A 23,321-nucleotide genomic window follows, 5' to 3' on the forward strand; every position below is an offset into this window, starting at 1 on the left:
GCGATCGGGATTCCAGTATCTTCACTCCTGGATGGGTTAAGGCAGAATCGACGGTTGATCCGCCCCTTCTTTCTCGACCTTCTGCTGCAGCATGTGCTCACGCTTCATACCCAGCTTCAGCGCCAGCGCCGAAGCCACGTAGATAGAAGACGCAGTACCGATGGAAACACCGATCAGCATCGTCAGTGAGAATCCTTCCAGTACCGGACCACCGAACAGGAACAGCATCAGAATAACCATCAACGTTGTACCGGACGTAATCAACGTACGGTGCAGCGTTTGAGTCAGTGACACGTTAAAGATTTCGTAAGGCGTACCGCGACGAATTTTGCGGAAGTTTTCACGAATACGGTCAGATACAACGATACTGTCGTTCAGCGAGTAACCGATTACCGACATCAGTGATGCGACGATAGTCAGGTCAATCTCGATATGGAACAACGACAGGATCCCAAGTGTGATAATCACGTCGTGCGCCAGCGCGATAACTACCCCTGCCGCCAGTCGCCACTCAAAACGGAAACCGACGTACACCAGGATGGAGATCAACGCCGCCATCAGCGCCATCGCACCGGTTTGCGCCAGGTCTGCACCCACGCTCGGACCCACGAATTCAATTCGCTTCACCGCGGCGTTTTGGTTGGTGGATTCGTTAATCACACTCAACACTTTACTACCCAGCACCTGACCGCCGTCTGCACCTTCAGTTGGCGGCATACGTACCATAATGTCGTGGCTGCTGCCGAAGTTCTGCAGAAGCGGATCAACGAAGCCCGCTTTCTCCAGCGCATCGCGCATCACGTCCATATCGGCCGGTTTTTCCAGCGTGATTTCAATAACCGTACCACCGGTGAAATCGAGACCCCAGTTAAACCCGCGTACGCCCATCACCACGATGGCCGCAATCAGCAGGAAACCTGAAATGCCGAAAGCCCAGTAGTCCCAGCGCATAAAGTCCCAGACTTTACGGCCGTGGTTCAATTGTTCAACAGTATATTCCTGTGCCACTTCGCACTCCTCAGATTGACAGCTTTTTGACGCGCTTGCCGCCATACAGCAGGTTTACGATGGCACGTGTACCGACAATCGCGGTAAACATCGACGTCGCCACACCAATACCGGTAGTAATCGCGAACCCTTTAATTGCCCCGGTGCCCACTGCGTACAGGATGATGACCTTGATCAGCGTCGTAATGTTCGCATCAAAGATGGAGCTAAATGCGCCCGCATAACCTTCATTGATGGCCTGCTGCACCGAACGCCCGTTACTCAACTCTTCTTTGATACGTTCGTTGATCAGTACGTTCGCATCGACCGCGACAGCAAGGGTTAAGACGATCCCCGCAATCCCCGGCATACTCAGCGTAGCACCCGGCAGCAACGACATAATACCGACAATCAGCACCAGGTTAGCAATCAGCGCACTGGTCGCAATCAGACCGAACTTCTTATAGAAGAAGATCATGAACAGGATAGACACCACCAGACCGGCCAGACATGCTTCCAGACCCTGTTTAATGTTCTGCATACCCAGGGTTGGGCCGATGGTACGTTCTTCAACAATCTGAATTGGCGCAATCAACGCACCGGCACGTAACAGCAGGGAAAGCTGGCGTGCTTCGTTCGGGTTGTTGATACCGGTGATACGGAAGCTGTTACCCAGACGAGACTGGATATTGGCGATGTTAATCACCTCTTCCTGTTTCACCAGTACTGCACGACCGTTAGCATCTTTCTTACCGCTGTCTTTGTACTCCACAAACAGGGTCGCCATCGGCTTACCGATGTTGTCCTTAGTGAAGTTGGACATGATGTTACCACCTGCGCTATCCAGCGAGATGTTAACCTGCGGCTGATTGTATTCGTCCTGGCTGGAAGTAGAGTCGGTGATATGGTCACCGGTCAGAATCACGCGTTTGTACAGCACAACCGGCTGGCCTTCACGAGACTGTTTCACTTCCGAATCACCCGGAACACGACCCGATGCCGCAGCGGACTGGTCAACGTTGGTGTTTACCAGACGGAACTCCAGCGTCGCGGTTGCGCCCAGAATTTCTTTCGCACGCGCGGTATCCTGAATACCCGGCAGTTCGACCACAATGCGGTCAGCCCCCTGGCGTTGTACCACCGGCTCAGCAACACCCAGTTGGTTAACACGATTACGCAGAATGTTGATGTTCTGCTGTACCGCGTATTCACGGGCTTCGCTCAGGCGCGCATCGGTCATTACCGCACGCAGAGCATTGCTGCCCTGGCTGGAAATAACCAGATCCTGGTGACGTTTGCTCAGGTAAGAGATAGCTTCATCACGGGCGCTGCTATCACGGAAAGTGATGCTCAGACCGTAGTTATCTTCTTTGCGAACAGTAGTATAAGGAATGCCTTTTTCACGCAGATCGCTGCGCAGGCTATCGATATTTTGTTCCTGCAACTTACTCAGCGCGGTGTCCATATCCACTTCCATCAGGAAGTGAACGCCGCCACGCAGGTCAAGACCGAGTTTCATCGGTTCTGCGTGAATGGCAGCCAGCCAGCGTGGGGTTGCCGGAGCAAGGTTAAGCGCCACGACGTACTGATCGCCCAGTACGCCCATTAATACTTCACGTGCGCGCAGTTGGGTATCAGTGGAGTCGAAGCGCGCGAGAATAGCACCCTCTTCCAGAGCCACAGACTTAGGTGTGATTTTATCTTCTTGTAACGTTTTCTGGACCTGGATCAGCGTTTGCTCACTGGCGGCGGCACCGCGCACGCCAGTGATTTGAACAGCCGGATCCTCACCATACAGGTTGGGAAGCGCATAGAGCAGACCGACGACAATAACGACGATCAGCATGACATACTTCCACAAAGGATAACGGTTTAACACGGCAGTTCCCTTTGGGAAAACAATAAATTACAGCGCCTTCATGGTGCCTTTCGGCAGAACGGCAGCTACGAAATCACGTTTGATAACCACTTCAGTGGTGTCGTTCAGCGCGATAGCGATGTAGCCAGATTCTGCTACTTTAGTCACGCGACCCACAAGACCACCGTTAGTCAGTACTTCATCGCCTTTCGCAATGGAGTTCATCAGGTTCTTGTGTTCTTTGGTACGCTTTTGCTGTGGGCGCAGGATCATAAAATAGAAAATCAGACCAAACACCACCAGCATCAGAATCAGAGACATCGGGCTGCCCTGCGCCGGAGCACCTGTTGCCGCTACCGCATCAGAAATAAAAAAGCTCATTCAAATTCCCTCATTATTAAAATTAATCAACGTTCACAGGTGGAACTGGTCTACCCTGACGTTGGTAAAAATCGGTCACGAAGCTCTCTAATTTACCCTCTTCAATAGCCTTGCGTAAACCCGCCATCAAACGCTGGTAGTAGCGAAGGTTATGAATCGTGTTGAGTCGCGCGCCCAATATTTCGTTGCAACGGTCGAGATGATGCAAGTAAGCGCGCGAATAATTGCGACAGGTGTAACAATCACACTCAGCATCGAGCGGACTGGTGTCGCTTTTATGTTTCGCGTTACGAATTTTTACCACGCCGTCAGTCACAAACAAATGACCATTACGGGCATTTCGCGTTGGCATCACGCAGTCAAACATATCGATACCGCGACGCACGCCTTCAACCAGATCTTCTGGTTTGCCGACGCCCATCAGGTAACGCGGTTTATCTGCCGGAATCTGCGGGCAAACATGTTCCAGAATGCGGTGCATATCTTCCTTCGGCTCACCGACAGCCAAACCGCCGACAGCGTAGCCATCAAAGCCGATATCTACCAGACCTTTGACGGAGATATCACGTAAATCTTCGTAAACACTGCCCTGAATGATGCCAAAAAGCGCATTTTTGTTGCCGAGACTATCAAAACGGTCACGGCTGCGCTTCGCCCAACGCAAAGACATCTCCATTGAGCGTTTAGCATAGTCCCAGTCGGCCGGATACGGTGTACATTCATCGAAGATCATCACGATATCGGAACCGAGATCGTATTGAATCTCCATCGACTTCTCTGGATCGAGGAAAATCGGATCGCCGTTGATCGGGTTACGGAAATGCACGCCCTGCTCGGTTATCTTACGGATATCGCCCAGGCTGAACACCTGGAAGCCGCCGGAGTCGGTGAGGATCGGCCCTTTCCACTGCATGAAATCGTGCAGATCGCCGTGCAGTTTCATGATTTCCTGACCCGGGCGCAGCCACAGGTGGAAAGTGTTGCCGAGGATAATCTGTGCGCCGGTCGCTTCAACTTCTTCCGGCGTCATGCCTTTTACTGTGCCGTAAGTACCGACCGGCATAAAAGCAGGCGTTTCTACTACGCCACGATCAAAAACCAGGCGGCCACGGCGAGCGCGACCGTCTGTGGTATCCAGTTCAAATTTCATCTTCACTCCTGCGTCAGAAAAACAGTCCGACGTTTTAAACACTCATGCCGGAGACTTACTCCCCGACACGCTCAGAAATAGCCTGCGGATTGTACGTGATAAACATGGCATCCCCGTAACTAAAAAAGCGATATTCCGCTTTTACCGCTTCATGATAGGCGTGCATGGTATTTTTATAACCAGCAAATGCGGAAACCAGCATAATCAGCGTTGATTCCGGCAGGTGGAAGTTGGTGACCAGAGCATCAATCACCTGATATTTATAGCCTGGATAAATAAAGATTTGTGTATCGCCGAAGAACGGCTCGATGAGATCGTTTTTGGCCGCCTGCGCCGCACTTTCCAGCGAACGCACGGAGGTGGTACCTACCGCAATCACGCGATTACCGCGCGCTTTCGCCGCCAGCACCGCGTCCACCACATCCTGCGGCACTTCCGCATATTCGGAATGCATAATGTGGTCTTCGATGGTGTCTACGCGTACCGGCTGGAAAGTACCCGCTCCAACGTGCAAGGTGACGAACGCCATTTCAATGCCTTTATCGCGCAGTTTAGCCAGCAGCGGATCGTCAAAATGCAGACCCGCGGTCGGTGCAGCGACGGCACCCGGTTTTTCGCTGTACACGGTCTGGTACAGCTCGCGGTCGGCGTCTTCATCCGGACGGTCGATATACGGAGGCAACGGCATATGGCCGATGGCGTTGAGGATATCCAGCACGCTGCGTTCGTCGTTAAACTCAACTTCAAACAGCGCGTCATGGCGGGCGACCATCGTCGCCTTAATACTTTCGTCGTCGCCCAGCAGCAGCTCGGCACCCGGTTTCGGCGCTTTCGAGGCACGAATATGCGCCAGAATACGTTTGTCATCCAGCATACGCTCGACCAGCACTTCAATCTTGCCGCCGCTGGCTTTACGACCAAACAGACGCGCAGGAATGACGCGGGTATTGTTAAAGACCAGCAAGTCTCCAGGGTTGAGCTTATCGAGCAAATCGGTGAAAGTACCGTGCGTCAGCGCGCCCGTCGGCCCGTCCAAAGACAGCAAGCGGCAGCTACTGCGCTCAGCTTGCGGATAGTGGGCAATCAGGGATTCGGGTAGTTCAAAGGTGAAATCGGTAACGCGCATGACACTGACTCAGACTAAAATAAGAGGCGGGTAGTCTAGTGCCGGGGCGTTCTCCCTGCAACCTTTACCCCTCTGGATAAACGTTTAACTATGAATTTTCTTGCACATTTGCATCTCGCTCACCTTGCCGATAGCTCGCTTTCCGGCAATCTGCTGGCCGATTTTGTCCGGGGTAATCCGGAAACACACTACTCGCCTGATGTGGTAGCAGGCATCTTCATGCATCGTCGTATCGACGTGATGACCGATAACTTACCGCAGGTGCGTGAAGCCAAAGAGTGGTTTCGTAGCGAAACGCGCCGCGTCGCGCCGATTACGCTGGACGTTATGTGGGATCATTTTCTGTCGCGTCATTGGTCGGAAATCTCCCCTGACTTCCCGCTGACGGACTTTGTGCGCTATGCCCGTACCCAGGTAACCACTATTTTGCCGGAATCGCCGCCGCGCTTTATCAATCTGAACAACTATATATGGTCAGAGAAATGGCTTGAGCGCTACCGGGACATGGATTTTATCCAGAACGTCCTGAACGGCATGGCCAGCCGCCGTCCACGGCTCGATGCCCTACGCGACTCATGGTATGACCTCGATACGCATTACGATGCGTTAGAAGAACGATTCTGGCAGTTTTATCCGCAAATGATGGAACAGGCGCGGTGTAAAACCCTTTGATCGCAGCCCGCATTCCCCGCCGGATAAGCAGTAGCCGCCGTCCGGCAAAAGATTGATAGACAAAACCTGTCTCATTGATTGCCAGCGCCTCTTTGTCTTATTCCCGAACACTCTCTATACTGGCCCGCGTTGCGTTCCAAAAACCCCTTAACTTTGCAGGAGAATTATATGGTACTGGTAACTCGTCAGGCTCCGGATTTCACAGCAGCTGCGGTACTGGGTAGCGGTGAGATCGTTGAAAACTTCAACTTCAAACAGCATACCAACGGTAAAACCACCGTTCTGTTCTTCTGGCCGATGGACTTCACCTTCGTTTGCCCGTCTGAACTGATCGCATTCGACAAACGTTACGAAGAATTCCAGAAGCGCGGCGTTGAAGTTGTTGGCGTTTCCTTCGACTCTGAATTTGTCCACAACGCATGGCGTAACACCCCTGTCGACAAAGGCGGCATCGGTGCAGTGAAATACGCAATGGTTGCTGACATCAAACGCGAAATCCAGAAAGCCTACGGCATTGAGCACCCGGAAGCGGGCGTTGCGCTGCGCGGTTCTTTCCTGATCGACGCTAACGGCGTTGTTCGCCACCAGGTGGTTAACGATCTGCCGCTGGGTCGTAACATCGACGAAATGCTGCGCATGGTTGACGCGCTGCAGTTCCACGAAGAGCACGGCGACGTTTGCCCGGCACAGTGGGAAAAAGGTAAAGAAGGTATGAACGCGTCTCCGGACGGCGTGGCAAAATACCTGACCGAGAACGTTTCCAGCCTGTAATTGGCATGAATCGACGAAAGGCCCGCAAATGCGGGCTTTTTTATTGTTCGCAGATCAGATAAGCGATTGCGTCACTTTCCGTTAGTATCGCCAGTGACGATACGCTTATCCAAACCACAATTAAAACGCGAAGCAGGAGCAGCCAAGCGTGCCCCAGAAAGCCCGGTCATCTGACACCGGAATCCCCGATTTCCGCGCAATATCATGCTGGTGCCCGTGTACACCGCAGCTACCGCAGCACTGGTGCATCTGCACCAGTGCGCCAATTTTCGCCGCAGCAGGTGGCGCTGAGCGAAAGTGCCCCGGCACCTTCACTACCGGCGACCAGTCCGGCACAACCGGAATAGCAGGTGGTGCCAGCGGGGTGAAATGCCCGGCGGCGTAAACCACTTTGCCATCAACAATGGTCATTACCGACTCAATACCTTTAATCTCTTCTTCCGGCACGCTGAAGTAATCTTTGGACAGCACCACCAGGTCGGCCAGTTGATCTTTCTCGATGCGCCCTTTCTTACCCTGTTCGCTGGAGAACCAGGCGCTACCGGCCGTCCACAGTTCCAGTGCCACATCGCGTGGCAGGCGATTGTTATCATCGTACATCGCCATACCACCAACGGTACGGCCCGAAACCAGCCAGTAGAGCGCGGTCCACGGGTTGTAGCTGGCCACGCGTGTGGCGTCAGTCCCCAGTCCGACCGGAACGTCAGCCGCCAGCATTTTCGCCACCGGCGGTGTATGTTTGACCGCATCTTTACCGTAGCGATCGACAAAATATTCGCCCTGGAACGCCATACGGTGCTGAACCGCTATCCCGCCCCCCAGCGCTTTTACACGCTCGATATTCCGTTCGGTAATTGTTTCGGCGTGATCGAAGAACCAGTGCAGACCATTGAACGGGATATCACGATTTACCTTCTCAAACACGTCCAGCATTCGGCTGATGGATTCATCGTAGGTAGCATGCAAGCGGAACGGCCAGCGGTGCTCAACCAGGTGTCGCACCACGCGCTCCAGCTCATCTTCCATACCTTCCGGCAGATCCGGGCGTGGCTGGAGGAAGTCTTCAAAATCCGCGGCCGAGAAAACCAGCATTTCCCCTGCCCCATTGGCACGATAGAAGTCGGTTCCCTGCCCTGGCTTGAGCATATCAGTCCAGCGTTCAAAGTCTTCCAGTTCCTGCTTCGGACGCTGGGTAAACAGGTTGTAGGCAATACGCACCGTCATCTGTTTGTTGGCGTGTAACTGCTCAATGATCTCGTAATCTTCCGGGTAGTTCTGGAACCCGCCGCCCGCATCGATGGCGCTGGTCAGTCCCAGACGGTTCAGCTCGCGCATAAACTGACGGGTCGAGTTAACCTGCATTTCCAGCGGCAGTTTTGGTCCCTTTGCCAGCGTCGAGTAAAGGATCATTGCGTTCGGTTTAGCGATCAGCATTCCGGTCGGGTTGCCGTTGCTATCACGCACAATCTCACCGCCCGCCGGATCCGGCGTCGCTTTGGTATAGCCAACCGCTTTCAGCGCGGCGCGGTTGAGCAAAGCCCGGTCGTAGAGATGCAGAACAAAAACCGGAGTATCAGGAGCGGCTTCATTCAGTTCTTCGAGGGTTGGCATGCGACGTTCGGCAAACTGGAATTCACTCCAGCCGCCCACCACGCGTACCCATTGTGGCGACGGCGTTCTGTCAGCCTGGTCTTTGAGCATGCGTAGCGCGTCCGCCAGTGACGGCACGCCCTCCCAACGCAATTCCAGGTTGTAATTCAGTCCACCACGAATAAGGTGCAGGTGCGAATCGTTCAGGCCAGGGATCACCGTATGCCCTTGCAGATCGACAACCTGCGTCCCTTCAGCGGTAAAGCTCATTACCCGTTCGTGGCTACCGGTCGCCAGAATCTTTCCGTTGGCGATCGCCACCGCCTCGACCTGAGGACTTTGTCTGTCGAGAGTATGAATTTTTCCGTGAGTCAGAATCAGTGTGGCAGTTTGAGACATAACAATCTCCTGAGATACCGGTCAGGCTTTTTTCAGCCATCCGGCAAACAGACGGGTTACGATGGGCATCCAGAACCAGACCACCAGCGCAACCACAAAGGCATCATTGATGAGATGCAGGAGTAACGAGCCCTTCATTGCAGGCAGCACAATGCCGGTCAACCACGGCACCAGATTGGTGCTTGGAAATATCACCAGCAGGGTTATCAGAAACTGTTTCCAGCGTTTGGGCTGTCGTACATGGGGCGCGGGCGGCGTAAACCAGAATGCTGCTTCGGTGCGAATTTCGGTTTTGTCACCTTCAGCCAGCAGTGGAGCAATCTCTTCGACCAACACGCGGCGCGTATCGGACTGGGTCCAGCTATACAGATGCTCAAGCGTGTCGAAGCGGATAATGATGTTCCACAGGTTGTTGCCATCTGCCGGGCGAATCACGTTCGCCCCGAGATGACCGGGAAATTCAGCCGCTACAGGCATGATTTTCCCCAGCCACTGCTCATACCGCTGCGCCTGCTCAGGTAGCAGAGTGTGAGTAATTACCAACGTCACATGTTTGTTCTGCGCCATGAAGGGTTCCTTGTTGACAGGAAACAGGCCGCTTAGGCCAGGAAAGTAATACACAAAATCATTCATGGTGCATCGAGGCGGCAAGGTTGTGGATCCCCGGGAGCTTACATAAGTAAGTGACCGGGGGACGCAAGCGAAGCCAACAAAGATGCAACATGAAGGATGACGTGTATTTAAGCTTTACGTTCCGGCGCGCCATGCACCATGGTATAGGCATAATCCACGCCCATACCGTAGGCACCGCTGTGCTCGCGTACCAGATCCATTACGGCGTCGTAGGTTTCTTTGCGGGACCAGTCGCGCTGGTACTCGAGAAGAACCTGTTGCCAGGTTACGGGTACGGCACCTGCCTGTACCATGCGATCGATAGAACGCTCATGAGCATCTACGGACGTGCCGCCGGAGGTATCCGTTACCACATAAACTTCATAGCCTGCCTCCAGTGCCATCAGCGCTGGAAAAGTCAGGCATACTTCGGTCCACAGCGCGGAGATAATCAGTTTTTTACGCCCGGTCGCTTCCACCGCTTTCACAAACGCCGTATCTTCCCAGGAGTTCATTGAGGTGCGTTCAATGGGTTTGACATCAGGATGAACCGCTAACAATTCCGGCCAGATATATCCGCTAAAACTTTTAGTTTCTACAGAAGTATAAATCACCGGAACATTGAATATTTTCCCGGTTTTCGCTAATGCCACGGTATTATTTTTTAAAGTCTGGCGATCAATATTCGCCACACCGAATGACATTTGCGGCTGATGATCAATAAAAATAAGCGTAGAGTTTTGAGGGTCAATCAGTTCCCGAATAGACATAGCATACCTTCTTAATCAATAAGTTAAAAGGCAACGGTCTGTATCTGCCGTCAGCAGCAGGATCCTGAATCAGAAAGCTTGTTGAGTATAGCGGGAAATTTCTAACGAGTTATTAAAGAAAACTTACCATCCTGTGAAACTATTAATTTTGTGTTGCGATATATCCTAAACAACATCAAAAAAATGCGCATGACTCATCTAATTTATTCACTGGCATTGTTTTTCTTCATTCGGTACAACAGAAGGGTTTAATTTTCAGGATATTTTCTGCTTATGCGCATTAATCTGGATGTTTTGCTTATTCTCGACGCTCTCGACAAACAGGGTTCATTTGCCGCAGCGGCCGAGTCGCTGTTTAAAACCCCTGCCGCACTCAGCTATATGATTCAGAAGCTGGAAAGCGATTTGAATATCGAGCTGCTTGACCGTTCCGGGCACCGGGCAAAATTTACCGATACCGGACAGATGATGCTGGAAAAAGGGCGTTTGCTGCTGAATGCGGCAAAAGATCTCGAAAAACAGGCGGTACAGCTGAGTTCAGGCTGGGAAAAAGAGCTGGCAATTGCGCTGGACGACTCCTTCCCTTTCGCTGCGCTGTTGCCCATTATCGATGAATTTCATGCGCTGAATAAGCAAACTCGCCTCAGTTTTACCCACCATACGCTGGCGGGCTCCTGGGAGGAACTGACCCATAATGGAGCCGATATAATTCTGGGGGCAATTAATGAACCGCCAACGTCTGCAGCCTGGTCCTATAAAATGCTCGGCACGTTGGACAATGTGTTTGTCGTTGCGCCTGAGCATCCGCTGGCCGCAGCAGCAGACGGCCTGACCAACGAACAGTTATGCCTGCATCGCGCGATTGTTATCAGCGACAGCGCCCGCTTCTGCCATCCGTTACAAACCAATCTGATGGAGGAACAGGCGCAAATCCGCGTCGATGACTTCCACAGTAAGGTGATGCTACTGCGGGCCGGTATGGGCTGCGGATTTCTCCCCCGCCATATTGCCAGCCCGTGGCTTACCACGGGCGAGCTGGTGGAAAAAACGGTTATCTCATTTCGCCAAAAAGACGTGGCTTATATGGCATGGCGCAATAACCGCGATGGGCTGGCACAGCGCTGGTGGCGGGAAACGCTGCTGGCAAGCCCGGAGATTGCGCGCTTATATCAATGACCTATCCATACCGAGGCGGAAATCGCCGGCAGCGTCAGGATATCGTCGGTAAGCATACCGTTGCCCTCTTTATGCTGCCATTGACTCACGCTCAGTAATGGCGAGGCTGGCAGGACCACTTCACAAGCGTGGCCACGGTTAATCGCCACCAGTACGCGCTGTCGGTTTAGCACGCGAACAAACACCACCACGTTATCCTCGGCGTAAATCACCTGGCAACCACCGTGGCGAAGCGCCTGATTCTGGTGGCGTAATTTTGCCAGCCGCTGATACAACGCCAGCAGAGTAGCGTCCTGTTTTTCAGGCTGCCACGGGAACGGTTTGCGACAAAAAGGATCGTTGTTCCCGTCCAGCCCCACTTCGTCACCGTAATAAATACAGGGCACGCCAGGCCAGGTAAACAGCCATACCACCGCTAGCGGTAACCGTGCGACGTCTTTACCGAGCAGAGATTTAAAGCGGGCGGTATCGTGGCTGTCGAGCTGATTAAACATCCGCAGCTGTTGCTGATGCGACAACCCCGCGCGGTAGTTATCCATCCACGCCATACAGGTCTGGGCATCAATGGATTGCGGGTCGTATGAGATATCGGTATTGGCGAGGAATCCCCAGAGGGGGAAAGTAAAGCCGCGATAGTTCATGGCGGCATCTTCTGCATCAGCCTGCAACCACTGACGCGCATCGCCAAAATGCTCACCCACCACATACGCCTCTGGCTGGGTTTCTTTTGCCGCCTGCGTAATTCCGGCCACATGTTGTAGGTTGTTACGTGCGCCTCCGGCCTCTCCCAGCATGTGCACCACATCAAGACGCCAGCCGTCCATACTCCACGGCGCTTTCAGCCAGTGGCGGACGATACTGTCTTCACCGCGATAAATTTCATTCACCAGGCTTTCCGAAGAAAAGTCCAGCTTGGGCAGGCTGGAATATCCCAGCCAGTCGAGCGCAACGCCGTCGGCTGAGAAATGATACCAGTCGCGCCAGGGGGATTCTGGATTATGGCACGCCCCGTCCGTCCCCCGATTATGTCGGTCAAACCAGGCGTGCGAATCGCCGCTATGGTTAAAGACGCCGTCGAGAATCAGACGCATGCCCTGCTGTTGGGTGTTGTGCCGCAGACGCAGTAGCGCCCTGTCGCCGCCAAATTGCGGATCAACATGACGGTAATCTTCGGTATCGTATTTATGCACGCTCGGGGCGGTAAATACAGGATTCAGGTACAGCGCCGTGACCCCTAACGTTTTCAGGTACGGTAGCTTTTCGCTGATGCCGTCCAAATCACCGCCATAGAACGTGGAGCCACCGGCCTGAGCCGTAAGCGGTTCATCCCATTCGCGCCGTAAGATGTCGTGTCCGGCGGCGTGGTGGTAATAGACGTTATCCTGGCCCGCTTCACGCGACTGGCTGCGGGCAAAACGGTCCGGGAAAATTTGATAGAAAATCTGATCGGCAACCCACTGCGGACCGTTATCCGGCACATCAACCGCAAACTGCTCCAGACGCGCAGGCGGAAAACGGCTGAATCCCTGTGGGGTGAACCACAGCTGACGATCGAGCCAAAGTAATTTAAAGCTATAGCGTCGACGAGGCTGCCCGCTGGAGAGATCGAGCGCCGCTCGCCACGCGGTCACGCCCGGCTGCGGCTGGCTGCGCTGCTTGTGCATAGCCAGCGAAATCTCTTCGTTATCATTTTCTGCGCGTAGCGTCACCCGCAGGGGTGGATTTTCCCCCGCCAACCATAATGTAATCGTCAGTTGATCTTTGTTTTGCTTAACAAATGGGGCAACCGGAAGGTGCCAGGCGTTCAACATCACGTATCCCCTTTGATGATAATGACGTCACCTTGCCATAGCGAAGTGCAGGATCACTCATCATCTTAACGTTTATTGGGGGAGGAGTTCGGGGGAGGAGAAAATTGCCGGGTAACGCAAAGCTACCCGGCAAAAATATTACTGTGCTTCAGCCAGTTGGCGCTCGCGACGGCGCTTGAATCCCCAGCCGACCAGCAGCAGAACAATCCACGCAAAGCCGACGTACAGCGAAATGCGGGTATCCGGATGATAGCCGATGAGCGCGATGATAAAGACCAGGAAAATTAGGCCAACAACAGTCGTCGTTACCCCACCCGGTACTTTAAATTTCAGCGCTTTGACCTCTTCCGGCGGCAGACGACGACGGAAAGCAATCTGCGACAACAGGATCATAATCCACACCCATACCGTGGCGAAAGTCGCCAAAGAGGCGATCACCAGGAAGACGTTTTCCGGCATGATGTAGTTAAGATACACCGCAAACAGCAGCGCGATAGTCATCACCATTACCGTCACCCACGGCACGCCACGACGCGACGTCTTGGCGAACATTTTCGGGGCACTGCCCTGCTCCGCCATGCCGTGCAGCATACGCCCCACACCGAAGACGTCAGAGTTAATAGCCGACAGCGACGCAGTCAGAACCACAAAGTTGAGGATCCCGGCAGCAAAGGTAATACCCATATGCTGGAACGTCATAACGAACGGGCTACCGTCGGTACCCACCTGGTTCCACGGGTAGATAGACATAATGACGAACAGCGTCCCCACATAAAACACCAGGATACGCATTGGTACGGAATTGATGGCGCGCGGAATAGATTTTTCCGGATCTTTGGCTTCGCCTGCGGTAATCCCGATAATCTCAATCCCGCCATAGGCAAACATCACCATTTGCAGCGACATCACCATGCCGAGCCAGCCGTTGCTGAAGAAGCCACCGTTGCTCCATAAGTTATGGATACCGGTTGGTTGTCCGCCGTTGCCAATCCCCCAAATGATGATACCGAAACCGGCAACAATCATGATGATAATGGTGGCGACTTTGAAGAACGAGAACCAGAACTCCAGCTCACCAAACACCTTCACGCTCATCAGGTTGATGGCGCAGATAATCAGCACCACGCTGAGTACCCAAATCCAGTGCGGTACCGCCGGGAACCAGACGCCCATGTATATGCCGAAGGCTGTCACGTCGGCAATGGCGACAATCAGGATTTCAAAACAGTAGGTCCAGCCGGTAATGTAGCCTGCCAGCGGTCCGAGGTTTTCCTGCGCATAGCGCGAGAAGGAGCTGGCTGCCGGGTTATGAACAGACATTTCGCCCAGCGCACGCATAATAATGTACGCTGCGACACCGCCGATAATATAGGCCAGCAACACGCTTGGCCCCGCCATTTTGATGGCGTCGGCCGAGCCGTAAAACAGCCCGGTACCAATTGCTGAACCTAATGCCATAAAGCGGATGTGCCGGGTGCTCAGCCCACGCTTTAGCTTGTTATTACTTTCCATCGATTCCTAACCTGTTAACACAATAAAAAAACCACGGGGCCATGTTAATAGCCCCGTGGTTAAAACTTATTGTCAGTGATATTAGTGTGCGCTGGAGGTCACTTGTCGACCCGCGGCGCGATCCCAGATAACTGCCAGGACCACCATCACGACTGTTGGCATCAACCACGCCAGCCCCTGCTCCGCCAGCGGTAAACGCTGGGTCCAGGCCGGTAACACGTCGCCAATTGCAGAAGCTTTAATGCCATCAAGGATACCAAAAATCAGGCTGATAAACATCGCAGGTGCAATGACGCGGGAAGAATTATGCCACCATGAGCGGGTAAAGCTTAATACAACCAGTGCGATACATGGCGGATAGATAGCCGTCAGCACCGGAATAGAGATCTGAATCAGATGGCTCAGACCCAGGTTAGAAACCACCATCGAGAAGCCGCCGAGGATAAATACCAGCGTACGATAAGACAGTGGAACGTACTGGGCAAAGAACTCTGCGCAGGCGCAGGTCAGGCCAACCGCGGTGACCAGACAGGCGATGAAAATCAGCGCCGCCAGCAGGAAGCTTCCTGCACCGCCAAAGGTGTGCTGAACATACGCATGCAGAATCGCCGCGCCGTTAGCAGACTGATCGACCAGAATCGCGCTATCTGAACCCAGACGGAACAGCGCGAGATACAGCAGCGTTAAGCCCACACCCGCCATTAAACCCGCCCAAACGGTGTAACGGGTCAGCAGACGCGCTTCAGTAACACCACGCGAGCGAGCGGCGTTAACGATAACAATACCAAACACCATCGCGCCCAGCGTATCCATGGTCAGATACCCGTTCACGAAGCCATTAGAAAACGCCGCAGTTTGATAGGCTTCCATCGCATTACTGATCGGGCCTGCAGGCCAGACGATTGCAGCGACAGACAGGACCACCAGCGCCAGGATTTTCAGCGGTGCCAGGAAATTACCCACCGTATCCAGCAGTTTGCCTGGATAAAGCGAAACCAGAATGACAATCGCGAAATAGATAACACTATAGATAAACAGCGGCAGCGCAGAGTCACCAGTCAGCGGTGCAATCCCGACTTCGAAAGAGACCGTCGCGGTACGCGGGGTAGCAAATAACGGCCCAACGGCCAGATAGCAAACGGTCGCCAGCAGCAGACCGGCAACTTTACCGATAGGCGTGCTCAGTCGGTCCACACCACCGCCGACTTTCGCCAGCGCGACAACGGTAAGTACCGGCAGGCCAACGGCGGTAATCAAAAAGCCAAAAGCCGCAGTCCAGACGTGTTCACCTGCCTGCAAACCAACCATTGGGGGGAAGATGATGTTACCTGCACCAACGAACAGTGCAAATGTCATAAATCCCAAAGCGATAATATCGCGCGATTTTAACTGATGGGTCATAAAGTCTTACTGCCTGTGGATGTGGTGTTGAAAATAGTAAATTTTTGCCTTTCCCTGGGGGACAATACAGCGGCATTTTTGCTCAATTCCAGCGGGAAACACTCCCGACCTGGCGCGGCGAAGAATAGTTTTTCGATTTACCGCGTAAATGCAGTCGGTATGACAGCACCTGGAGCGCAATTTAAACGCTTATAACGTTTTAAAGCAAGGTGGGATCCAAAAACCAGAACAATATAGCGATATGAAAAATAGGGTTAGCACAAAAAACCATTTCATGGAAAAAGGTATGGGTAATAATTCGAACAAAAAACAATCAAACGTCGTAAAATTCAGGAGGCATCTATTGACCACATAAAAAAAACCAGCTTGCGCTGGCTTTTGGAAAGATTATCTTACGAATACGTCTTAGCCGTTACTTTTGGCAATGAAACGTTCCGGGATCATGAAACTAAATCGCGTCCCTTTGCCTGGTTCGCTTTCGATGTTCAAACGGCTGTCGTGATGATGCAGCGCATGTTTCACGATAGCCAGACCCAGCCCGCTACCGCCCGTTTGTCGCGATCTCGCCTTATCCACACGATAAAAACGCTCGGTCAAACGTGGTATATGCTCGGGGGCAATGCCCGGACCGTTGTCTTCCACGCAAAACTCCGCCCCCGACGCCACATGCTGCCAGCGTACGGTAATGTGCGTTCCCGCTGGTGTGTGGTTAACCGCGTTGTACACGAGATTCGAGATAGCGCTACGCAACTGCTCCTCGTTGCCTCGCACGTTCAGGCTGTTATCGACATCAAAGGTAAACGTATGTTTATGCTGGCTCAGGGTTTGCGCTTCGTGCTCGATCACGCGCAGCATCATGGGCACATCGACTTTCTCATTCAGCTGCAACGTCGGCGCAGCTTCAATTTTTGACAGCGTCAGCAGCTGTTTCACCAGACCTTCCATACGGTACGTTTGTTCACGCATGGTATGCAGCGCTTTTTCGCGCGTTGTCCCTTCCAGCGGATGCTCCTGCATCATTTCCAGGTAGCCTTGCAGCACCGTCAGCGGTGTGCGCAGCTCATGGCTGGCGTTGGCGAAAAAGTTACGCCGTGAACCTTCCAGTTGGTGCATCTGGGTAACGTCGCGCGCCACCATCAACAATTGCTTATCGGTATAGGGCATCACGCGAATTTCCAGATGCCGTCCGGTATTGAGCACCAGATTGATTGGCCGGCTAAAATCGCGCGTTTTCAGATATTGTGTGAATTCCGGGTAGCGCAGCAGGTTAAGAATATTTTGCCCGCTATCGTCCGGCCAACGCAGTCCCAGAACCTGCTGAGCCAGTCCGTTACACCAGAAGATACCGCCTTCTTCGGTGGTCAACACCACCGCGTCGGGTAGGGATTCCGCCCCGCTGCGAAAACGTTTAATCAGGTTACCCAGTTCTCGACGGCGCTTTTTGTTGCGAAGCTGCATTTGATGCAGCCCATATAACAACGGCTCCCAACTGCCTCGCCCCGGTGGCGGCGTCATACTTCTGTCGACCCATAACCACCAGGATAAACGTAATAAATTCCAGAAATGCCAGATAAGCAGGCCCGTTACCGACGCCAGTAAAAACCAGGGCAGGTAACCGAAAAAAGCGCTAAGGATAAATGCCGGTATGCAGCACAGGATCAGCTCCAGTACCAACCTTTTCCATGACAATCGTTCTAGCAAACGTCTTACTCCATAAACGGCCTAATCCATCAGGCCCTGATTCTTGTCAGTCAAAAGCGGGTCGAAAAACGATATCCCGTCCCGCGAACTGTCTGCACCATACGATCGTGTCCGCTGTGCTCCAGCGCTTTACGTAATCGACGGATATGCACATCAACTGTCCGGTCTTCCACGTAGACATTGGTTCCCCAGACATGATTGAGGAGTTGTTCACGACTGTATACGCGTTCGGGGTGAGTCATAAAGAAGTGCAACAGTTTGAATTCGGTCGGCCCCATATCCAGCGGTTCTTCGCCGGTCATCACGCGATGCGAAGTGGGATCAAGACACAGCCCCTGCATCTCAATCACCTCTTCCACCGCCATGGGGGAAATTCGACGCAGCACAGCTTTAATACGCGCCACCAGCTCCTTGGGAGAAAACGGCTTGGTAATATAGTCATCCGCACCGGTTTCCAGACCCCGGACGCGATCTTCCTCTTCTCCCCTCGCCGTCAGCATCATCACGGGGATGTCCCGTGTCATGGCTTCGCGCTTGAGATGCTTAATAAACTGTAGACCCGAGCCGCCGGGAAGCATCCAGTCAAGCAGGACGAGATCCGGCCAGGGTTCATTGAGTTGGTTCACAGCACTGTCATAGTCTTCGGCTTCTACGGGTTGAAAACCGTTTTGCTCGAGCACGAAGCAGACCATTTCACGAATTGGAGCTTCATCTTCTACGACCAGAATACGTCTCGCCATGATTTGCCCTGTTTATAATTAAATCGTTTGCCATCAATACGGTGCCATTATGCGTCAGTTTTATGACAGATTTATGAAAAGATAGCCCAGGTTTAACGCAGCCCGACGAATTATGACAGCCCGGAGACAAGATATTACCGTCCTTGAAAGGTTATAATCCCCGCCACTGTTTTATCGTCATGGAACTCTTATGCGCATCCTTCACACGTCTGACTGGCATCTGGGCCAAAATTTCTACAGCAAGAGCCGCGCCGCTGAACATCAGGCCTTTCTCGACTGGCTGCTGGAAACGGCACAATCCCAGCAGGTGGATGCCATTATTGTGGCTGGCGATATTTTCGATACCGGCTCACCGCCAAGCTACGCCCGTGAGCTGTATAACCGTTTTGTCGTCAATCTGCAGCAAACTGGCTGTCATCTGGTGGTGCTGGCAGGCAACCACGATTCCGTCGCCACGCTCAATGAATCCCGCGATATTCTGGCGTTTCTCAACACCACGGTCGTTGCCAGCGCCGGCCATGCGCCGCAGGTACTGCCGCAACGTGATGGCACGCCGGGAGCGATCCTGTGTCCGGTTCCTTTCTTACGACCACGTGACATCATTACCAGCCAGGCCGGGCTAACCGGACAAGAAAAACAGCAGCATCTGCTGGGGGCGATCACCGACTATTACCAGCAGCAGTATCAGGACGCCTGCACGCTGCGTGGCGATCGAAACCTGCCCATCATTGCGACCGGGCATTTGACCACCGTTGGCGCCAGTAAAAGTGACGCCGTACGTGACATTTATATCGGTACGCTGGACGCCTTTCCGGCGCAAAACTATCCACCCGCGGACTACATCGCACTGGGGCATATTCACCGGGCGCAGGTTATCGGCGGGACGGACCATATTCGCTACTGCGGTTCACCGATTGCCCTCAGTTTTGACGAGTGCGGCAAAAACAAATGTGTACATCTGGTGAGCTTTGAAGCGGGGAAACTCAGCGCCGTTGAAAATCTCACCGTACCGGTCACCCAGCCGCTTGCGGTACTGAAAGGCGATTTAGCTGCCATTACCACCCAGCTTGAACAGTGGCGTAACGTACCACAAGAGCCGCCGATATGGCTGGATATTGAAATCACCACCGACGACTATCTGCATGACATGCAACGTAAGATCCAGGCCTTAACCGAAGATTTACCGGTCGAGGTGTTATTGGTGCGCCGCAGTCGGGAACAACGTGAACGTATTATGGCCAGTGAACGACGCGAAACGTTAAGCGAGCTAAGCGTAACGGAAGTTTTTGACCGCCGCCTGGCGCTGGAAGAGCTCGAAGAGCCTCAGCGCGAGCGGTTGAATCAGCTGTTTAGCGCAACCTTACACACGCTTGCAGGGGAGAGTGAAGCATGAAAATTCTCAGCCTGCGCCTGAAGAACCTCAACTCCCTGAAGGGAGAATGGAAAGTCGATTTCACGGCAGAACCTTTTGCCAGCAACGGGTTGTTCGCCATCACCGGGCCAACGGGCGCGGGGAAAACTACCCTGCTGGACGCGATTTGCCTCGCCCTGTACCACGAAACGCCACGCCTGAATACCGTGTCACAGTCGCAAAATGACCTGATGACCCGCGACACCGCGGAGTGTCTGGCCGAGGTCGAGTTTGAGGTGCGCGGCGAAGCCTACCGCGCATTCTGGAGTCAGAACCGGGCACGCAACCAGCCTGAGGGCAACCTGCAGGTCCCGCGCGTAGAGCTGGCCCGCTGCGCCGACGGTAAAATCCTCGCCGATAAAGTCAAAGACAAGCTGGAGATGACAGCCGAGCTTACCGGGCTGGATTACGGGCGTTTTACCCGTTCGATGCTGCTGTCTCAGGGGCAGTTTGCCGCCTTTCTTAATGCCAAACCGAAAGAGCGCGCCGAGCTGCTGGAAGAGTTAACCGGTACTGAGATCTACGGCCAAATCTCCGCCATGGTGTTTGAAAAGCACAAGTCAGCGCGTACAGAACTGGAAAAACTGCAGGCCCAGGCCAGCGGCGTTGCGCTGTTAGCACCAGAGCAGGTGCAGTCCCTGACAGAAAGTTTGCAGGTACTTACTGACGAAGAAAAACAATACCTTACCAGCCAACAAATCCAGCAACAGCACCTCAACTGGCTTATTCGGCAAAATGAACTTCAAACGGACATAAACCGCCACCAGCAGGCATTACAGGCAGCACTTCAGGTGCAAGAAGACGCGCAGCCGCAGCTGGCAGCGCTGAGCCTGGCGCAGCCAGCCAGAGCATTACGCCCACACTGGGAGCGAATCCAGGAACAAACGGCTACTATCGAGCGCACGCGCCAGAAGATTCAGGAAGTGAATACTCGCTTACAAAGCAGCTTAGCGCTGCGCGGGCGCATCCGTCAGCAGGCGCACACGCAATCGACCGCGATACTCGCCGAACAACAGACGTTAACCGACTGGCTGAACGAACATGACCGCTTCCGCTTATGGAGTAGCGAACTGGCAGGATGGAAAGCGCTTCTGGCGCAACAGTCCGACGCCAGCGCCCAGCTACGCCAGTGGCAGCAGTTGCGGGAGAACGACACCCGTAAGCTCAATGCACTAACGCTTCCCGCGCTGACCCTTTCGCCGCAGGAGGTAACGGATGCGTTGGCACAACATGTGCAGCTTCGTCCGCTACGCCAGCGGCTGAGCAATCTGCACGGGCAAATCGCCCCGAAGCAAAAGCAACTGGCACAGTTACGCGCCACGCTTGTACAGCGTCAGCAAGAGCTAACTCAGCGCAACGCGGTGCTTGCCGAAAAACGTCAGCGCTATAAAGATAAAAATCAGCAACTTACCGATGTAAAAGTCATTTGCGAACAGGAAGCCCGCATCAAAGATCTGGAAAGCCAACGGGCATTATTGCAATCCGGCATGCCTTGCCCGCTATGCGGCTCCACCGCACATCCGGCGATTGAACGCTATCAAACGCTCGAACTGAGCGTGAATCAGACGCGGCGTGAAGCGCTGGAAAAAGAGGTCAAAACACTGGCCGATGAAGGTTCCACGTTACGCGGCCAGCTTGAGGCGATCACGCAGCAACTTCAGCGGGATGAACGCGAAGCACAGACGCTTTCTCAGGAGGAGCAAGCACTTACTCAAGAGTGGCTGACCGTCACCGCCAGCCTCAACGTCACGCTACAACCGCAGGATGACATTGCCCCGTGGCTGGCCGCTCAGGAAGAGCACGAACAACAGCTTCACCAGTTGAGCCTGCGTCATACCCTGCAGGCGCAAATCGCAGCCCATACCGAGCAGATTACCCAGCTCCAGCAGCATATTGACCAGCGCCAGGCGATGCTAACCGTCGAGCTGGCCCGTCATGGTCTGGCCCTTCCGCCAGAGGATAACGTTGCCTCATGGCTAAGCGAACGGGCGAACGAAGCGCAAATGTGGCAACAGCGCCAGAATGAACTGACCGAGTTACAGGCCCGGATTGCCCAGCTTGCGCCGCTGCTGGAAACGCTGCCAGAAACCGAGGCGCTTTCTGAAGACATTGAGGATTTGTCGCTGGAAAACTGGCGGCAGGTGCACGACGATTGCCTCTCTTTACAGGGACAGTGGCAAACCTTGCAACAGCAGGAGGCGCAGGACGTTCAGCGCGCCGCAGACATTCAGGCACAATTTAATGCCGCATTGCAGGCCAGTATCTTTGACAATCGTGACGCCTTTATTGCCGCCCTGCTGGATGAAGAGACTTTCAACCGTCTTGAGCAGTTGAAGCAATCGCTGGAAAGCCAGCAACAACAGGCACAAACGCTGCTTAATCAGGCCCAGCAGGCGCTGGCGACTCATCAACAGCAGCAACCAACCGGGGTAGATCTCTCGCTTACCGCACAACATCTACACGACGCGCTGGCGCAGCTCACCCAGCTGCTACGCGATAACACGACTCGTCAGGGCGAAATTCGCCAGCAGCTTAAGCAAGATGCTGAAAACCGCCAGCAGCAGCAGGCGCTGATGCAGGAGATTGAAAAAGTCGCACAGCAGGTCGAAGACTGGGGGTATTTGAATGCGCTGATCGGCTCGAAAGAGGGAGATAAGTTCCGCAAATTTGCCCAGGGGCTGACGCTGGATAACCTCGTCTGGCTTGCCAACAACCAGTTAACCCGTCTGCACGGTCGCTATTTGTTGCAGCGCAAGGCCAGCGAAGCGTTAGAGCTGGAAGTGGTTGATACCTGGCAGGCCGATGCGGTGCGTGACACGCGTACGCTTTCCGGCGGCGAGAGCTTCCTGGTGAGTCTGGCGCTGGCGCTGGCATTATCCGATCTGGTCAGCCACAAAACACGAATTGACTCCCTGTTCCTCGACGAAGGCTTCGGCACGCTGGACAGTGAAACGCTGGATACCGCTCTGGACGCGCTGGATGCGCTCAACGCTACCGGTAAAACCATTGGCGTCATCAGCCACGTCGAAGCAATGAAAGAACGCATTCCGGTGCAGATCAAGGTGAAAAAAATCAACGGTCTGGGCTACAGCAAACTCGACAAGATGTTTGCGGTGGAGTAATCGACCAGCGGATGTGGTGTCACAGGCCGGATACGCGCTAGCGCCATCCGGCACTCTATGTAGCACAATATTGCATACTCAGGGACGGATATGAAATGGCATTCCACTTCGCTTATCCGCAAGCTATCGCT

Annotated in this window: 18 protein-coding genes; 5 read left to right on the forward strand and 13 right to left on the reverse strand. The window is 53.7% G+C overall.

Annotated elements, in window-relative coordinates; genetic code table 11:
• Nucleotides 1-36 precede the first annotated feature (36 nt).
• From secF to queA, 5 genes are read right to left on the reverse strand one after another with little or no spacing between them, the layout of a single operon-like run.
• Entirely contained in the window at nt 37-1,008 is a 972-nt protein-coding gene (gene secF / locus OGY06_RS09055) for a protein translocase subunit SecF (RefSeq protein WP_003021550.1), read from the reverse strand.
• A 10-nt stretch (nt 1,009-1,018) separates the two neighbouring features.
• Nucleotides 1,019-2,866, reverse strand: coding sequence for a protein translocase subunit SecD (secD, locus tag OGY06_RS09060; RefSeq protein WP_003021547.1), 1,848 nt, complete (start codon nt 2,864-2,866; stop codon nt 1,019-1,021).
• Between the two features lie 27 nt (nt 2,867-2,893).
• Complete coding sequence (yajC, locus tag OGY06_RS09065) at nt 2,894-3,226, reverse strand: preprotein translocase subunit YajC (RefSeq protein ID WP_003021544.1); 333 nt, start codon at nt 3,224-3,226, stop codon at nt 2,894-2,896.
• 22 nt (nt 3,227-3,248) lie between these two features.
• Entirely contained in the window at nt 3,249-4,376 is a 1,128-nt protein-coding gene (tgt, locus tag OGY06_RS09070) for a tRNA guanosine(34) transglycosylase Tgt (RefSeq protein ID WP_003021535.1), read from the reverse strand.
• Between the two features lie 55 nt (nt 4,377-4,431).
• On the reverse strand, nt 4,432-5,502 hold the full coding sequence (gene queA / locus OGY06_RS09075) for a tRNA preQ1(34) S-adenosylmethionine ribosyltransferase-isomerase QueA (protein ID WP_003021529.1): 1,071 nt from the start codon (nt 5,500-5,502) through the stop codon (nt 4,432-4,434).
• 90 nt (nt 5,503-5,592) lie between these two features.
• On the opposite strand from queA, the gene acpH reads away from it, so the two are divergent.
• Nucleotides 5,593-6,174, forward strand: a complete 582-nt coding sequence (gene acpH / locus OGY06_RS09080) for an ACP phosphodiesterase (RefSeq protein WP_003830978.1) — start codon at nt 5,593-5,595, stop codon at nt 6,172-6,174.
• Nucleotides 6,175-6,342: 168 nt separating this feature from the next.
• Nucleotides 6,343-6,945, forward strand: a complete 603-nt coding sequence (locus OGY06_RS09085; protein WP_003021524.1) for a peroxiredoxin — start codon at nt 6,343-6,345, stop codon at nt 6,943-6,945.
• A gap of 120 nt (nt 6,946-7,065) precedes the next feature.
• Here the strand turns inward: OGY06_RS09085 and OGY06_RS09090 are convergent, their stop codons facing one another.
• From OGY06_RS09090 to OGY06_RS09100, 3 genes are all read right to left on the reverse strand, one after another.
• On the reverse strand, nt 7,066-8,934 hold the full coding sequence (locus tag OGY06_RS09090; protein WP_003830977.1) for an amidohydrolase: 1,869 nt from the start codon (nt 8,932-8,934) through the stop codon (nt 7,066-7,068).
• Between the two features lie 21 nt (nt 8,935-8,955).
• A complete protein-coding gene (locus tag OGY06_RS09095; protein WP_003830975.1) occupies nt 8,956-9,501 on the reverse strand; it encodes an antibiotic biosynthesis monooxygenase in 546 nt (181 codons plus the stop codon).
• Between the two features lie 173 nt (nt 9,502-9,674).
• Nucleotides 9,675-10,316 carry a hydrolase gene (locus tag OGY06_RS09100; RefSeq protein ID WP_003830974.1) on the reverse strand — a complete coding sequence of 214 codons (642 nt, stop codon included), beginning with the start codon at nt 10,314-10,316 and terminating at the stop codon, nt 9,675-9,677.
• 273 nt (nt 10,317-10,589) lie between these two features.
• Between OGY06_RS09100 and OGY06_RS09105 the strand changes: the two genes are divergently transcribed.
• Complete coding sequence (locus tag OGY06_RS09105; RefSeq protein WP_003830973.1) at nt 10,590-11,492, forward strand: LysR family transcriptional regulator; 903 nt, start codon at nt 10,590-10,592, stop codon at nt 11,490-11,492.
• Here the strand turns inward: OGY06_RS09105 and malZ are convergent.
• The 5 genes from malZ to phoB all read right to left on the reverse strand — a co-directional run bounded on the left by malZ (nt 11,486) and on the right by phoB (nt 18,657).
• A complete protein-coding gene (gene malZ, locus OGY06_RS09110) occupies nt 11,486-13,303 on the reverse strand; it encodes a maltodextrin glucosidase (protein WP_003830972.1) in 1,818 nt (605 codons plus the stop codon). The two genes, OGY06_RS09105 and malZ, sit on opposite strands and share 7 nt — an antisense overlap.
• 138 nt (nt 13,304-13,441) lie before the next feature.
• Nucleotides 13,442-14,815: a proline-specific permease ProY gene (gene proY / locus OGY06_RS09115; protein WP_003021504.1), complete on the reverse strand. Its 1,374-nt coding sequence runs from the start codon at nt 14,813-14,815 to the stop codon at nt 13,442-13,444.
• Nucleotides 14,816-14,896: 81 nt separating this feature from the next.
• Complete coding sequence (brnQ, locus tag OGY06_RS09120) at nt 14,897-16,216, reverse strand: branched-chain amino acid transporter carrier protein BrnQ (RefSeq protein ID WP_003021501.1); 1,320 nt, start codon at nt 16,214-16,216, stop codon at nt 14,897-14,899.
• 405 nt (nt 16,217-16,621) lie between these two features.
• A complete protein-coding gene (gene phoR, locus OGY06_RS09125) occupies nt 16,622-17,917 on the reverse strand; it encodes a phosphate regulon sensor histidine kinase PhoR (RefSeq protein WP_003830971.1) in 1,296 nt (431 codons plus the stop codon).
• Nucleotides 17,918-17,967: 50 nt separating this feature from the next.
• On the reverse strand, nt 17,968-18,657 hold the full coding sequence (phoB, locus tag OGY06_RS09130; protein WP_218667598.1) for a phosphate response regulator transcription factor PhoB: 690 nt from the start codon (nt 18,655-18,657) through the stop codon (nt 17,968-17,970).
• A gap of 190 nt (nt 18,658-18,847) precedes the next feature.
• Here phoB and sbcD point away from each other — a divergent pair, with 190 nt between their 5' ends.
• Together sbcD and sbcC are read left to right on the forward strand one after the other, a co-directional pair.
• On the forward strand, nt 18,848-20,050 hold the full coding sequence (gene sbcD, locus OGY06_RS09135; protein WP_286605128.1) for an exonuclease subunit SbcD: 1,203 nt from the start codon (nt 18,848-18,850) through the stop codon (nt 20,048-20,050).
• Entirely contained in the window at nt 20,047-23,190 is a 3,144-nt protein-coding gene (gene sbcC / locus OGY06_RS09140) for an exonuclease subunit SbcC (protein WP_126955933.1), read from the forward strand. Before sbcD ends, sbcC begins: the two co-directional genes overlap by 4 nt.
• Nucleotides 23,191-23,321: the final 131 nt, after the last annotated feature.

This window comes from Citrobacter sp. Cpo147, from assembly GCF_030332405.1.
In the GTDB taxonomy this organism is placed as follows: Bacteria; Pseudomonadota; Gammaproteobacteria; order Enterobacterales; family Enterobacteriaceae; genus Citrobacter; species Citrobacter portucalensis.

Coding starts and splice junctions, on each gene's coding strand:
- yajC (WP_003021544.1), bottom strand. CDS start 3,226: ATGAGCTTTTTTATTTCTGATGCGGTAGCGGCAACAGGTGCTCCGGCG.
- tgt (WP_003021535.1), bottom strand. CDS start 4,376: ATGAAATTTGAACTGGATACCACAGACGGTCGCGCTCGCCGTGGCCGC.
- queA (WP_003021529.1), bottom strand. CDS start 5,502: ATGCGCGTTACCGATTTCACCTTTGAACTACCCGAATCCCTGATTGCC.
- acpH (WP_003830978.1), top strand. CDS start 5,593: ATGAATTTTCTTGCACATTTGCATCTCGCTCACCTTGCCGATAGCTCG.
- OGY06_RS09085 (WP_003021524.1), top strand. CDS start 6,343: ATGGTACTGGTAACTCGTCAGGCTCCGGATTTCACAGCAGCTGCGGTA.
- OGY06_RS09090 (WP_003830977.1), bottom strand. CDS start 8,934: ATGTCTCAAACTGCCACACTGATTCTGACTCACGGAAAAATTCATACT.
- OGY06_RS09095 (WP_003830975.1), bottom strand. CDS start 9,501: ATGGCGCAGAACAAACATGTGACGTTGGTAATTACTCACACTCTGCTA.
- OGY06_RS09100 (WP_003830974.1), bottom strand. CDS start 10,316: ATGTCTATTCGGGAACTGATTGACCCTCAAAACTCTACGCTTATTTTT.
- OGY06_RS09105 (WP_003830973.1), top strand. CDS start 10,590: ATGCGCATTAATCTGGATGTTTTGCTTATTCTCGACGCTCTCGACAAA.
- malZ (WP_003830972.1), bottom strand. CDS start 13,303: ATGTTGAACGCCTGGCACCTTCCGGTTGCCCCATTTGTTAAGCAAAAC.
- proY (WP_003021504.1), bottom strand. CDS start 14,815: ATGGAAAGTAATAACAAGCTAAAGCGTGGGCTGAGCACCCGGCACATC.
- brnQ (WP_003021501.1), bottom strand. CDS start 16,216: ATGACCCATCAGTTAAAATCGCGCGATATTATCGCTTTGGGATTTATG.
- phoB (WP_218667598.1), bottom strand. CDS start 18,657: ATGGCGAGACGTATTCTGGTCGTAGAAGATGAAGCTCCAATTCGTGAA.
- sbcD (WP_286605128.1), top strand. CDS start 18,848: ATGCGCATCCTTCACACGTCTGACTGGCATCTGGGCCAAAATTTCTAC.
- sbcC (WP_126955933.1), top strand. CDS start 20,047: ATGAAAATTCTCAGCCTGCGCCTGAAGAACCTCAACTCCCTGAAGGGA.